This is a genomic window from Microcystis sp. BLCC-F210 (assembly GCF_042134685.1).
Lineage (GTDB): Bacteria > Cyanobacteriota > Cyanobacteriia > Cyanobacteriales > Microcystaceae > Microcystis > Microcystis aeruginosa_D.
Genome location: NZ_CP169647.1, coordinates 4,777,916 through 4,791,362 on the forward strand (window position 1 = coordinate 4,777,916; position 13,447 = coordinate 4,791,362).

Here is a 13,447-nt window from a genome sequence, read left to right on the forward strand (position 1 = left end):
TTTATAAATTTTGTAGCTCTTATCTAGGAGGTGATCTTGCTGCATAAATGTCCTAGCAATGCCATCTTGTTTTTTGATAAAAATTTGACCAAGTAATCAAAATCAAAAAATTAACAACAAACAACTCAATCTATTGATATTAAATGTTTTGAGAATCTTTTATTAATAAAAAAACTGGGAGTAACAGAGAATAGTACAAGTCATAAGGTTTCTCGGCACTTAAGGTATATTTTCTGATAAACCCCTTTAGTGGCAAGAATCTATAGGCAATCCACATTTGTGAGAAACGATACAGTACAAAATTAATCAAGCAAAAGATGATTTTTTAATCTTGTCTTATCTAGATGTTAAAGAAAGTCCTATAGCATTGTTTTCGGGTCTATTATTTTAAGCGCTTTTCCCATTAGAAATTTTTCAGACCCTATCACCGCAGGTCGTAGAAAAAAAGTCGGTATTCGATGAATACCACTCTATATTCGATGGAATCAGAAATTATTCGTCTGTTTCTACCTGTATTTTTAGACGCGCCGGACTTTTGCTCGATACTCCCCATCGTCACAGATAGACGAAATAAACGGAGCGAGTGTAGTTTATCCAGATACAAAGGACAAGAAAGCGATGATTACTTTTGACGACCAAGACACATACGATGATCCTTACGATATTTACAACGACCAGAACATAGCCGAGACAACCTTTTACGATCAGGACACAGCCGAGACAACCTTTTCGGAAATTCGCATCCGCGACATTCAAGGAACTGGATTAGTATCGGAAAAAGAAAGGACGCTGGTGAGCGGTGTAGTCGGAATCCTTACGGCGTTCAATACGAGAAGAGACAACACACAATCCAGTCCCACCTTTGGCCAACTGATAATAGATGGCTTTTACCTACAAGACCCCGATCCAGACAACGATCTGCGAACCTCGGAAGGTATCTTCGTCTTTACGGGATCGCAAAGATTCGAAGAACTTAATCGCAAATTTAATTTCACGGTCGGCGACTCGGTTAAAGTCAGTGGACAGGTGCAGGAAAATCGACCGAATGTTACTATAAACGGCGAAAGAGTACCCGACTTGACTGTTCTCAGTACCACACAAATTGCTGCCAATAGAGACAAGAACACAATCGACGTGTTAAGTTCGGGCAATCCCTTACCCGCCCCCATTCTCATCGGATCGGGAGGTCGCGTACCCCCCAACCAAATCATCGCGGGAGCGAACTTTTCCCCTGACACCTTCGACATTCCCTTAGATTTAAACACTGGGATCGGCTTCTATGAAAGCTTGGAAGGAATGCTGGTAACGGTACAGGATACCATGGCAGTCAGTCCAACGATTATCCGACCTACTAGCTCGGATTCAATATGGACGGTGGCGAATCAAGGGGCCGACGCTACCGGCATCAACAGTCGCGGTGGTATTGGCATCGCTCCAGATGATTTCAACCCCGAACGGATTCAAATCAGCGCCACAGACCTGCCACGAGTTGATGTGGGCGATCTCTTAGGGAATCTGACGGGGGTAGTTGATTACGCGTTCGGTGACTACCGGGTCTTAGTAACCGAACCGGTTCAAGCTACTCCTGGCGGATTGCAGCGGGAAGTGACGAATCTAATAGGCACGGCAGATAAGCTAACGATCGCCAGCTATAACGTGGAAAATCTCAATCCCACTGAATCGAACCCAGGTGGCCTCGAGAGATTCGGCGTACTCGCCAATCAAATCATCAATAACCTGAGATCTCCCGATATCATCGGACTTCAGGAAATTCAAGACAACAACGGCCCATTGCCGCCGAGCCAACCCGACCAAATCCCAATCTTAGATGGTGTGGTAGAGGCTGACTTAACCTATCAAACTTTAATCGACGCAATCACGGCCGCAGGCGGACCTACCTACCAGTTCCTGAATATCGATCCCATCAATGGTCGAAGTGGGGGTGCGCCTGGTGCTAATATTCGAGTTGGCTATCTTTATAACCCTAATCGCGTTAGCTTTGTAGAAGGTTCCCTCCGAGCGATCACCGACCCCAACGCCATATCCGATAATGATGGTGCTTTTAACAACAGTCGCAAGCCTCTAGTCGCCACCTTTACCTTTAACGGACAGGAAGTGACGGTAATTAACAATCACTTAAGCTCCAGACGCGGTGGCAATGGTTTATTTGGCAATGTTCAACCCCCCAATATTGGCGGTGCGGATGTACGAGCCAATCAAGCTACGGTTATCAATAGCGAAGTCAACGCAATTTTGGCGGACGATCCCAATGCTAACGTGGTGGTTTTAGGGGATTTTAACGGCTTTGATTTTGAAGAGTTCCAGCAAATTCTCAGTGGTGGGGTGCTAACCAATCTTTCTCAAACCCTGGATGTCAGAGATCGCGCCACCTTCAACTTCCAAGGTAACTCCCAAGCCTTAGACCATATTTTGATAACCAATAATCTCGCCAGTAAGGCCGAGTACGATATCGTTCGTGTCAACGTTGATTTTCTCGATCAGCCCGCTGATCATGAACCCATCCTTGCAACTCTCAACTTGCCGTTTACCCTACAAATTCTACAAGCCTCCGATCAAGAAGCGGGGATTCCGGCTTTTCAAGATATTCTGGGCTTCTCGGCGGTAATGAATGCCTTGGATAACAAGTACACCAATACGCTGAAATTAACTACGGGAGATGTTTACATTTCCAGTCCCTTCTTTAATGCCAGCCGCGATATTTACGATAACGCCACAACGGGTAATCCACAGGCCGATCAAGGGGGCATCGCCGACATCCTGATTAACAATGAATTAGGCTGGGATGTGGCCTCGGTGGGCAACCATGAATTTAGCGGTGGTGCTGGTTCTTTCCTCAACCTAGTTGCCCCGAATCCTAATTGGGTTAATGGGCAGAATGGCGGTGTCGGTATCGGACCTGGAGGCTATCCGGGAGCGGCATTCCCCTATTTAGCCAATAACCTCGATTACAGTCGGGCTACCCTTCCCAACGGTTTAGCCGTGGTCGCTAACGGGGGAGCGCCTTTACCCAATACCCTAACTGGAAGCGTGGTTAAGGACTTTAACGGCGAAAAAGTGGGAATTATCGGCATTGTTACCCCCTATCTCAAATCGATCGCCGATACGGGAGCGATCGAGGTAACAACCCGAGATATCAACGGCAACGTGATTACTGGAACGACTTCCGTGGATGTGCAAGTGGACTCCATCATCCGCAACATCACCCCCGAAGTCCAAGCTTTAAGCAATGCGGGCATCAATAAAATTATTTTGATGACTCACCTGCAAGAGTCCCGCATCGAAATCGCTCTGGCCGAGGAAATGGCAGCCCTCGGGTTAGGGGTTGATCTACTTTTTGGGGGTGGTTCTCACCAACAGATGTCTTCCAGTACCGGAGTTCCCCCCCTACGGGAAGATGAAACCCAACAAAATAACGGACAGTTATTGCAACCCTTTCCCCAAGTGTACGGGGGTGGAGATAACCGGGTTATTTACGTCAATTCAGCCGCAAATTATCGCTACTTGAATCAATTGGTCGTCACTTTTAATGATCGAGGTGTAATTACCACGATTGGAGATGATAGCGGTCCTTATGCCACTGATATTGCGGGAGTCGATCGCCTCTACGATGAATCGATTACTACTTTTGACCAAGTAAGAGCCAAAGCAGATCAAGATATAGTCGAAATTGTCGATGGGGTGCGAGGCTTCGTTGACATCCTAGACGGTACGATCTTCGGTCAAACCGATGTTTTTCTCAACGGGGTTCGGGGCGATGTGCGTACCCAAGAAACCAACTTGGGTAACTTGACCGCAGACGCTCAAGACTTCTACGCCGAAGCCTATTTGAATGAGCATAACCTACTTCCTGGCTTTAACCGGATCGATATTTCCTTCACCAATGGCGGCTCGATCCGCGATCAGATCGGACGGTTCGCGATCGGAGACTCGGGAATCATTCCCCTGCCCCCGCAAGCGAATCCCGATGTGGGCAAAGAGGAAGGGGATATCTCACAACTCGATATTTCTAATTCCTTACGCTTTGACGGCGATATCGTTGTCGGTACAGTGAACGCCACCGGATTCCTGCAACTGGCCGAACACATGATTTCTTCAGTGGAAACGGGGAACGGTCGTTTTGGTCAAATTGGTGGCTTTAACTTTAGTTATGACCCCAACGCTCCAACCAGTCAACGGATTCGCAGTCTTGCCTTAGCAGATGCAACGGGCAATAGTGTCCAAACCATTGTGGAAAATGGGGAATTAGTGGTTGCTTCTAACACCATTTTTAGTGTTGTCACGCAAGGTTTCCTGGCGAATGGCGGTGATAGTTATCCCGTTGTCCTCCAAAATATCCGTCGTTTGACTGATTTTGACGAACCCGATTCTCTGGGGAACGCCAATCTCCGACCCGGACGGATACAGGATGCCTTTGCCGAGTATCTTTCGGCTTTTTACAACAACGACAACCGACAACAGCCCTTTAACCAGGCCGACACTCCCCAATCAGAAGATCAACGGATTCAAAGCCTCGGTTTCCGTCAAGATACGGTTCTCGACGGTGTCGCACCTTTACCGACAACCGCCAACGGAACACTTGGCGATGATACCTTTGATGCCGCTTTGCGCGATGGCAGACAATTTATCGGCAATAATCAAATTCTCAATACGGGAAGTGGGAATGACACTGTAAACGTTCGCTTTGCTGTCGGTGGTAATAACATCCGTACCGCTTCGGGCAATGACACCGTTTACGCAGGAACCAATAACCGTATCGATACGGGTGTCGGGAATGATCTACTTTTCTTGGGGTCTGCTGGTGGTAATAATATCGTCACTGGGGGTAGCGGCCAGGATCTATTCTGGATTACAGAAAATGATGCGCTCTTACCGGCAAATGCCAACATTATCGCTGATTACAGAGCAAATCAAGGGGATCTGATTGGTTTCTTCTCTACTAGCTTAAATTTTGGTTCTCGCGGCACGAATTGGGATTATCGTCAAGCGGGTGCAAATACCATTATTGAAGCTTTTGGACGAGATGTGGCGATTCTCAATGGAATTAATGCTTCTACCTTGACTCAAGCTAATTTCATCTTTGGTTAGGCTCTCTAACTAACTAAATTGAGGGGCGCGACTCATCAAACGCGCACCTTTCAACCCTAATATTTTCAGCACATCTTATTGGATGAGGACAAAATGATCAATTCCTGGCAACGCAACGCAGTGATTACTTCTGGGGTAGTTTTAAGTCTAGCAGTTCAGCAAGTCAATCCCGCTCAAGCAGCTATCGTAAGTTACAATCTAGCTGGAACTATCCAAAATGGTTCATTGACAGGGCAAACTTTTTCGGGTACTTTTAGCTATGATAATTCGCCCTCAACCGGTTCAGGCTTTGAAAGTCTAGATGCGTCTCAAGTAAATTTGAACTTTTTAGGCTCGACTTTTACTGCTGTTAATGCGGACTCTAATCCTACTGTGGAATTTTTAGATGGTATCCTTCTAGGGTTGAATTTTTCAACGTCTAGTTTTACTCCAGAATTTTCTCTAATTCCCGCTTTTGGTAGTACTGAGGCTACTTTTTCCTATATTGGAATTAATGATAGCGGTTCAGGCCCCGTTCAATATGTCCTGATTCCTGAACCTTCAACCGTTCTAGGAATTATTGCTTTAGGTATCGGCGGTTTTTTGGTCGGTAGAAAACGATAGTATCATTAAAACTCGTGTTTTACTAATTTAAGCCACCTCCAGTAAGAGCAAATCAAGGATTTGCTAGGGGTTTTGAATTGAGTTATGTGGGAGCATCCGGCTCTTCTCGACTTTGTGTGATAATTTTTGCTTATAGAATCGTGAAATATTTACCTGGAAAGACTTTTAGGACTATTTTGCTGAAGAAACTATCAGTATAGACCCCGTTTCCACACAGAAACCAGAAGAGCCAGCATCCCACTTAGGCGATAAGTATTGGTACTTGTCGCCTATCAAGTGGGGCAGAAAATCAAAATAACACTAATACGTTGAGTATATGATACTTATAAGGACAGGCACTCCTGCAAAGGGGAATAAATAGGGTTTGCTGAAAAAGTTTATTGGTGGAGTCAGGAGTCGGTCGTTTCAGGTTTTGTTGCCCTCTCTTTTTATACTAACTTGTGTACTACACGAAGGATAATGCAAGGTTTTTGAAAGTCCCAATCCTATTTTCGCAGCATGAACATCGGACTTTAACAGGTCAAAAGCCTTATTTTAAAAAGGTTTTACCATTATTCAGCAGACTCTAAATAATCAGTTTTTAATAACCGGATTTAGTATCAGACATTATGAGCGCCAATTTCTATCTCTTATCTTATACGAATCTTGTGTGATAGTGGAGTAAAGAGTACAGTCTTGTTACCAGAGAAAGGCTGAAACCCTTGTTAGGTATAATGGGCGGAGTCGGACTCGAACCGACATGAGGGGCTGCCTCGCCACATTTTGAGTGTGGTGCGTCTACCAATTTCGCCATTCGCCCTTGGCATTAGTTTTATCATTATAACCCATTTTTGGCCCCTTTAACAAATTTTGATAATCGGGGGAACTGGCCCAACGATCGATTTCTCGCGCACGCAGGACGGGGAGGGGATGGGTTAACTGTTGGGTTTGCAAACCCTTTAACATTTCGCCCATTTCCGAGGCGCTGACGGCATCGTAGGACTTGGCCTGATCGATAAAAGCCTCTAAATTTAGTAAAGGTGCGAGACTGGGGGAACCTCCAGCTAACTTCATTAACACCGACATGACGATTTTGGGGTCTTGAACTGCCAATAAAGCCGCTCGATCGCAACTAAACTCAGCGCAGCGCACCCATGCTAACATTCTCTCCTGTAGGGATCGTGCTAACATTGTCCCCCAATTGGGCAGTAATCCCGCCGCTAGGACCATAATATTGGCTAAAGTCAGATAAACGCCGTGTTCACACTTGAGATGTCCTAATTCGTGGGCGATTACCGCTTGAATTTCCGCGGGAGTCAGCATTTCAATTAGGGAAGTGTGCATCACCATAAACGGTTTTTTGCCCCGCATGGCGAAGGTATAAGCGTTAGGGACGGGGTTTTGTTGAATGTATAATTGAGGTGGTTCTAAGTCAAGAACTCGGCAAGCTTCTAGGAGGAGATTATGCAGGTCGGGTAATTGTTTTTCCCCCACCAAAACACTAGCAGCAATATTATTTAAGTAAAAGAATTCCTCAGCGACGGAACCTAACAAACTTCTCACGGCTATATCTAAACCAGGCAACTGTTTAAGGGAGTTAGTCGCATCTAGGTCGATGGGATGCCGAAAATCATTGGCTTTTAAGCCTAGTAATAACTGTTTTGATAATGCCATATTCTTATTCATTTAACCAAGCTTTGACACGTTCTAAACTTTTCCAATCGGGTTTTCTAGCCAAACCATCGGCGATATTTTCATCCACTTCTTGGCGAACTTCTTTGTTTAAACTAACTAATTGTTGCACCAGTTCGATATGTTCTCTAACTCCGGCGGTTTTGGTTTCTAACATAGCTAAAACCAAATTGATCCGGTTTTGGGGGGAAACTTTATCGAGTTTAACGGCTTTTTGGGCGGCTTTTAGGGCTAATTCCGGTTTATCGGTGAGCATATATAACCAAGCTAAACAGGACCAAACGGCGGCATTTTTAGGACTGCGATCGCTTAATTGTTTAAATTCTGGCAATAAACTGGCGGCGTTTTCTCCCTGTTGGTAGCGTTCTAAACCTTGTTCGAGGGTAAAATTGGCGATTTCTGTCATTTTCAGCTAGGGGGTTAATCAAGGAGCAAATCTAACGGTGATCGGCGTATTACAATGTTCTAGTACAATTTGCCTTTATTTAGTATTCTAGCAAAATTTGTCCCCTTGTCAGCAAAATTTTAAAAGACGATGCTGCGTTCTCGCCAGATCATCAATAGGCCACTCATTGAAACGAATAACATCACTGCTTGTTTAAATTGTTGAGGACTCATTTTTTCTAAAACTTTTTGTCCTAACCAATTGCCCGGCCAGGCTGCTAATCCTAACAATAAACCGTAACCAAGAAAAGGCAGATGTAAAACTCCAAAGGCTGCGTAGGCGATTAATTTAGCCACATGAACTACGACCATGTGAACGGATTTCGTTGCCACCATTGGTTCTTTAACTAGCCCATAGTTAATATAAAACAGGTTCATCATCGGGCCGGTACTACCGACTAATCCTGACAGGAAAGCGTAGATAAATCCCGAGGGCATAAAATACCAAGTTTTAATCTCAAAAAAAGGATTTTCTTGTTGGGGAAATAATTGTTTAAGCGAGGATAAAACTAGAAAAATTCCCAAAACTAGCGGCAACCATTTGAATTGTAAATGGGCAAAGACAAAAGCGCCGAGGGTAGATCCCATAATTGCCCCGGGTAGATACCACACTGTCGAGGGCCAGTCAATGGCGCGCCAATACATTCCCATGCGTTGGACATTACCGATTAGCATCCCCGTGGTCAAAACTGGAGGAATGACGGCAGCATCGAGAAACCAACCTAAAACGGGGAGTAGAATCAGGGGGCTGCCCCCACCAGCAAGGGTACTAAAAAACCAAGCTAGACTACCTGCCAACATCAAGGTAACAATGATCATCGAGTTGTAAAGTTAATTCACAAAGAGTTACTTAATCTATTATGATATCTTCTTTGGGATCTTCGTCGGTATAATGCCATTCCACATTGGGCATAGCCTCGAAAGCTTGCCGGACGTAATCCTCCCAGAGTTTCCGCATTTTGGCTAGGTAGGGATCTCCTAGGCGCAATTGTAACTTATGACGTAGGCTTAGGCTATTAGCTTCATACATACTCAAATAGATAGGCGGTCCGACGGAAATATTCGATTTCATGGTCGAATCGATGGAAAGTAAGGCACATTTGGCCATTTCCTCTAGGGGTGTATCATAGGTAATGGTGCGATCTAGAATCGGTTTACCGTATTTAGTTTCACCTATCTGTAAAAAGGGCGTTTCTTTGGTGGCTTGAATATGATTTCCCTGGGAATAAATCAGGAATAATTGCGGTTCTTCTCCTTTAATTTGTCCCCCAAGAATAAAGTTACATTGAAAATCAATATTATCTTTTTCTAACCAAGTCCTTTCCCTAGCTTGCACTTGACGACTTTTATCACCGATATAGTGAGCGATATCGTAGAGATGATTGAGAGAATGAAGACTTTTATCCTCTTGATTGTGCAGATCTCTTTTTAGTTCGTGAATCACTCCTTGGCTAATCGATAAATTCCCCGATGTGCAGACCATAATTACCCTTTCTCCCGACACCGAAAAGTCAAATAATTTCCGATAGGCCGAGATATAATCGACTCCCGCATTCGTGCGAGAATCTGCCCCCATAACAATGCCAAAACGATTGATAATTCCTAAACAGTAAGTCATTTTCAGTGAACAGTAATCAGTAATCAGTAATCAGTAATCAGTGATACAGTAATCAGTAAACAGTAATCAGTAAACAGTAATCAGTAAACAGTAATCAGTAATCAGTAATCAGTGATACAGTAATCAGTAATCAGTAATCAGTAATCAGTAATCAGTAAACAGTAATCAGTAATTAGTAAACAGTAATCAGTAATTAGTAAACAGTAATCAGTAATTAGTAAACAGTAATCAGTAATTAGTGAAGATTGATCGGTGAATAATATCATTTAAAACTTAAAACTGTTAACTTAAAGCTTAAAACTGATAACTGATAACTGATAACTGAATTAAGCCATAACCATACCACCATCGACGTTAAAGACTTGACCGGTGATATAAATAGCGGCGGGATCGGCGGCTAAAAAACGCACCATTCCGGCGACTTCTTCTGGTTTTCCATAACGGGAGAGGGGGATATATTTGAGAATTTCATCTGCTTTGAGGTCATGAGTCATATCGGTTTCAATAAAGCCAGGGGCCACGGCATTAACGGTGATGCCTCGACTGGCAAATTCTTTGGCTAAAGTTTTTGTTAAACCGATAACACCAGCTTTAGCGGCACTGTAATTAGATTGACCCGGATTACCCATCAAACCGGATACAGAAGTGATGTTAATTATGCGGCCGCTTTTCTGTTTTAACATCAATTTACCGACGGCGCGAGTGCAGAGAAAAACCCCAGTTAAATTGAGATCGATAACCGCTTGCCAGTCTTCTAATTTCATTCTTAACATTAGGGTATCCCGGGTAATACCGGCATTATTAACTAAGACATCAATATGACCGAATTTTTCTTTGGTACTATCTACTAAATTATCCACTTCTTCGCTTTTAGCCACATCTGCTTGTAGTGCTATGGCCTTTCCCCCGGCTGCGGTAATTTCTTCAACAACGGCATCAGCAGCACTGCTAGATTTAGCATAGTTCACCACTACAGTAGCACCCTGGCTGGCTAATTCCAATGCGATCGCTTTACCGATCCCTCGCGAGGCCCCGGTTACTATGGTTACTTTGTCTTGTAAATGCTGGCATTCTGCGGGTAATAGTTTCATAATTTTCTGCATTCCCCAAATAATCGTCAAATCTCAATCTCAAGAGAAAACTCTGTACTGATAACTTTGCTCAAAACAATTTATTATCTCACAAGCGGGTTAATCTGACCGCAGCAATGCTCAAGTGCGATCGCTATGTCCCCACTTTCCTGTATAGTATCAGGGAGAATTGGCCACCACTAATTGATCGAGTTGTTGCTGCATCAAATAACAGACTTTCTCATAACATTCCCGTACATAACGGCGGTCCCGGGCCGCTTTTTTGCCGTAACGTTCAAAAATAATTGGGGGACAAACCCGCGTCTGTATCGCTACGGGTAGGGGAATATTCGGCAAGGGACCGATAGCTAGTCCCCAGGGTAAACCGAAATAGATGGGACAGGTACCGGGGTCAATACCGAAGGGCCAAGGCATACCCTGTTTATGTAATTCTTTTAATTGAGGATAAATATCGTCGAGGACAAACAGGGTCGAGTGAGCGCCGTGGGAAATGGCGGGAATAATCGGCACTTCGTACTGTAAAGCTAGTTTAACAAAAGCTTGATTACCGGCAAAATGAATTTTATTTCTTAAACTGTGGGGACGGAAAACATCCGTAGCACCTCCGGGATAAATTAGGACACTAGCGCCACTGTTCAAAGCGGCGATCGCCATTTTGGGATGTGCATGAACGGCCCCCATTTGGGTCGCTAGACCAGCTTGGGGTGGAAAAAATCGCCAGACTCGCGAATCCATCAAACCATAGACTAAGCGCTCGCTGCCAAAGCGTTGAAACCAATCATACATCATCATAAACATATCGGGAGCCGCTAAACCGCCGTTATGGGAGCCGATGAATAATACTTGTCCTGAGGGGGGAATATTTTCCCAACCATCGGTTTTAACGCGAAAATAATGGTGATAAAACCAATCCAGAAGGGGGACAAATTTTTCGATCACTTGCGGCTCCCGATCCTCTAATGACCAACCGGTGAGGGTATCAACAGGGGCCTTGGCTGCTTGTAGGGATAATTCGGCAAAAGTGGCCGTAGATGAGACAAAAGAGCTAAAAATCTGCATTGATGCCAAGTTGATAATTTAATCGCATCTTAATTATCGCAAATTTCGGTTAAAAAACCGGCTCTTCTCGACTTTGTGTGATAATTTTTGCTTATGAAATCGTGAAATGGTTACTGGGAAAGACCTTTAGGACTATTTTGTTAAATAAACTATCAGTATAGACCTCATCTCCACACAGAAACCAGAAGAGCCAAAAACCCATCGTTTGAGAACGGGTTTCCTTGATCAATAATACAGCACTTAAGAACTTGCAAGGGCGCACCTCCCACAGAAGAAATAAAATAACTAGGGGGATTAAAGAGCATCTTTCCCATCTGATTTAGGATCACCAGCTTGTCCATATCTGCGACTAGAAACGACTCTAAGACCGATAGTCTCTCAGCTAGGGAAAGGATGTTCCCATTCAATTAATTTATAAGCGCGAGTAGAGAGAAAATTGAATTAATCACTAAAGAGACAGTTTGCCTAGTTTCCATTCAATTAATTTCTAAGCGCAGGTAGAGAGAGCGTTGAAGTCGATCGCGATTGATGTGGACGAGGGGAAACTGGTGGTCTTGACCTGCTGGTGTAATCCGAAACCTTGTTATGGGGATGTGATTGTGAGTTGCGTTAACTAGATTATTGAACAGGGGATGGTGTGAGTGGCGATCACCCTGTTGCAATCTCTCATCGTCGCTAGGGGATAATTTCGTAAAGTTTTGTAACAATAGGTGTCCATCCTAGTAGGATTGTTTTTAGTATTAAGATGGTTTTAACTGCTAATCAGGTTTGCTCTATGGCAAAGATATCCAAAAATTAATAAACGGGGGAAGAGTCTAAGAACCATAACTACAGAGAGAAGTGTCTTCTAATCCCTAATATTCGCACTTAACCACTTTTTAAAAAATAAAGTGTATAAAGCTCTATGAATTTAGTATTATTAAATGGGTTCTTCGGTTTGTGTTATGCAATGGACTGGGGTTATAAGAGATGTAACCCTTATTTAGAAAGGCATTTGGCGATTTTTGTCAATTGTTTTTGATCTAGAGCGAACTCATCAATTAAGTCTCTTGCCAGAGAAGGATTTAGTCAATTTATGCCCCCCTATCGAACCATAACAAGTAACGAAGAGCCATTAAATGACATTAAAGATATTATTGAGAATGGATTAGTCAAAGACTTATTCCAAGCAGAAAGGGCTAATTATCTAATTCAAGCTATTAACGAGAGAGTCCAAGATGTTAATGATACCTCTCGGGGGAACTTTGGTATATTCTTTGGAACAATCCAAAGCTACACAATTAATGAACTTATTTTATCAATTTCTAGAATATATGACCAACGCAAAAAATCTTTTGAGACTCGCTGTTTAGATGCTTTGCTTCAAAAACTTGATATGATCAAAGAAAATCCTCCTAAAATTCAGCAATATAACCAACTTTATGAATATTTAGAAAGCAATAAAATATATGATTTGCTAATGTGTATAGATAACGATAAAGATTTTATAGCTGATTTATTTAACTATATAAGGGCAAATCATAATAACAATCAAAAGATCATTTGTAGCTTAAAAAGTTGGAGAGACAAAAAGATAGCTCACAATGATAAGTTTATTGTAAAAGAAGTCAGCAGTCTTACTTTAAAAGATTGTCATTTACTTTTAGAGTTTCCCAAAAAAGTTATTACGATTATTGGTTGGGCTTATCTTAACACTGGTTATGGAGTTAAAAATGATTATTTTTTATCATCTGATTCCAAGAGATCATCAATAGCCCTGAAGAGGCTAATATCCAAACTATACTAATTTTTACATATTGATCAAATATTAATAGAGGAGAGGATGTAAAATGTAAAAATTGTTGAATCTACTTCA

General features: G+C 43.1%; 10 protein-coding genes, 1 tRNA gene and 1 pseudogene. 5 read left to right on the plus strand and 7 right to left on the minus strand.

Features of this window, described 5'->3' with window-relative positions; translation table 11 throughout:
* Positions 1-618 precede the first annotated feature (618 nt).
* The 3 genes and pseudogenes from ACE3JL_RS23310 (at position 619) to ACE3JL_RS23320 (ending at position 6,007) form a co-directional block, all read left to right on the plus strand.
* Positions 619-5,106 (plus strand): 5'-nucleotidase C-terminal domain-containing protein, encoded by a 4,488-nt coding sequence (locus ACE3JL_RS23310; protein ID WP_375328503.1) that lies wholly within the window; start codon positions 619-621, stop codon positions 5,104-5,106.
* A 93-nt stretch (positions 5,107-5,199) separates the two neighbouring features.
* The gene (locus tag ACE3JL_RS23315; RefSeq protein ID WP_271993109.1) at positions 5,200-5,709 is read left to right on the plus strand and encodes a PEP-CTERM sorting domain-containing protein; all 510 of its coding nucleotides are present in this window, start codon (positions 5,200-5,202) and stop codon (positions 5,707-5,709) included.
* A 94-nt stretch (positions 5,710-5,803) separates the two neighbouring features.
* Positions 5,804-6,007: pseudogene (locus ACE3JL_RS23320) on the plus strand (hypothetical protein).
* A 416-nt stretch (positions 6,008-6,423) separates the two neighbouring features.
* Here the strand turns inward: ACE3JL_RS23320 and ACE3JL_RS23325 are convergent.
* The 7 genes from ACE3JL_RS23325 to ACE3JL_RS23355 form a co-directional block, all read right to left on the minus strand.
* Positions 6,424-6,508 (minus strand) — tRNA-Leu (locus tag ACE3JL_RS23325).
* A complete protein-coding gene (locus tag ACE3JL_RS23330; RefSeq protein WP_271993111.1) occupies positions 6,487-7,374 on the minus strand; it encodes a M48 family metallopeptidase in 888 nt (295 codons plus the stop codon). The genes ACE3JL_RS23325 and ACE3JL_RS23330 overlap by 22 nt, the downstream gene beginning before the upstream one ends.
* Complete coding sequence (locus ACE3JL_RS23335; RefSeq protein ID WP_150976391.1) at positions 7,367-7,786, minus strand: M48 family metallopeptidase; 420 nt, start codon at positions 7,784-7,786, stop codon at positions 7,367-7,369. The genes ACE3JL_RS23330 and ACE3JL_RS23335 overlap by 8 nt, the downstream gene beginning before the upstream one ends.
* Positions 7,787-7,905: 119 nt before the next feature.
* On the minus strand, positions 7,906-8,643 hold the full coding sequence (locus ACE3JL_RS23340) for a sulfite exporter TauE/SafE family protein (protein ID WP_271993113.1): 738 nt from the start codon (positions 8,641-8,643) through the stop codon (positions 7,906-7,908).
* A gap of 31 nt (positions 8,644-8,674) precedes the next feature.
* On the minus strand, positions 8,675-9,442 hold the full coding sequence (locus tag ACE3JL_RS23345; RefSeq protein WP_271993114.1) for a peptidase: 768 nt from the start codon (positions 9,440-9,442) through the stop codon (positions 8,675-8,677).
* A 326-nt stretch (positions 9,443-9,768) separates the two neighbouring features.
* The gene (gene fabG / locus ACE3JL_RS23350; protein WP_375329651.1) at positions 9,769-10,545 is read right to left on the minus strand and encodes a 3-oxoacyl-[acyl-carrier-protein] reductase; all 777 of its coding nucleotides are present in this window, start codon (positions 10,543-10,545) and stop codon (positions 9,769-9,771) included.
* A 147-nt stretch (positions 10,546-10,692) separates the two neighbouring features.
* Positions 10,693-11,592 (minus strand): lysophospholipid acyltransferase family protein, encoded by a 900-nt coding sequence (locus ACE3JL_RS23355; protein ID WP_375328504.1) that lies wholly within the window; start codon positions 11,590-11,592, stop codon positions 10,693-10,695.
* A gap of 548 nt (positions 11,593-12,140) precedes the next feature.
* Between ACE3JL_RS23355 and ACE3JL_RS23360 the strand changes: the two genes are divergently transcribed.
* Together ACE3JL_RS23360 and ACE3JL_RS23365 are read left to right on the plus strand one after the other, a co-directional pair.
* Positions 12,141-12,209 (plus strand): DUF4326 domain-containing protein, encoded by a 69-nt coding sequence (locus tag ACE3JL_RS23360; protein ID WP_353511590.1) that lies wholly within the window; start codon positions 12,141-12,143, stop codon positions 12,207-12,209.
* Between the two features lie 458 nt (positions 12,210-12,667).
* Positions 12,668-13,378 carry a hypothetical protein gene (locus tag ACE3JL_RS23365; RefSeq protein ID WP_002782852.1) on the plus strand — a complete coding sequence of 237 codons (711 nt, stop codon included), beginning with the start codon at positions 12,668-12,670 and terminating at the stop codon, positions 13,376-13,378.
* Positions 13,379-13,447: the final 69 nt, after the last annotated feature.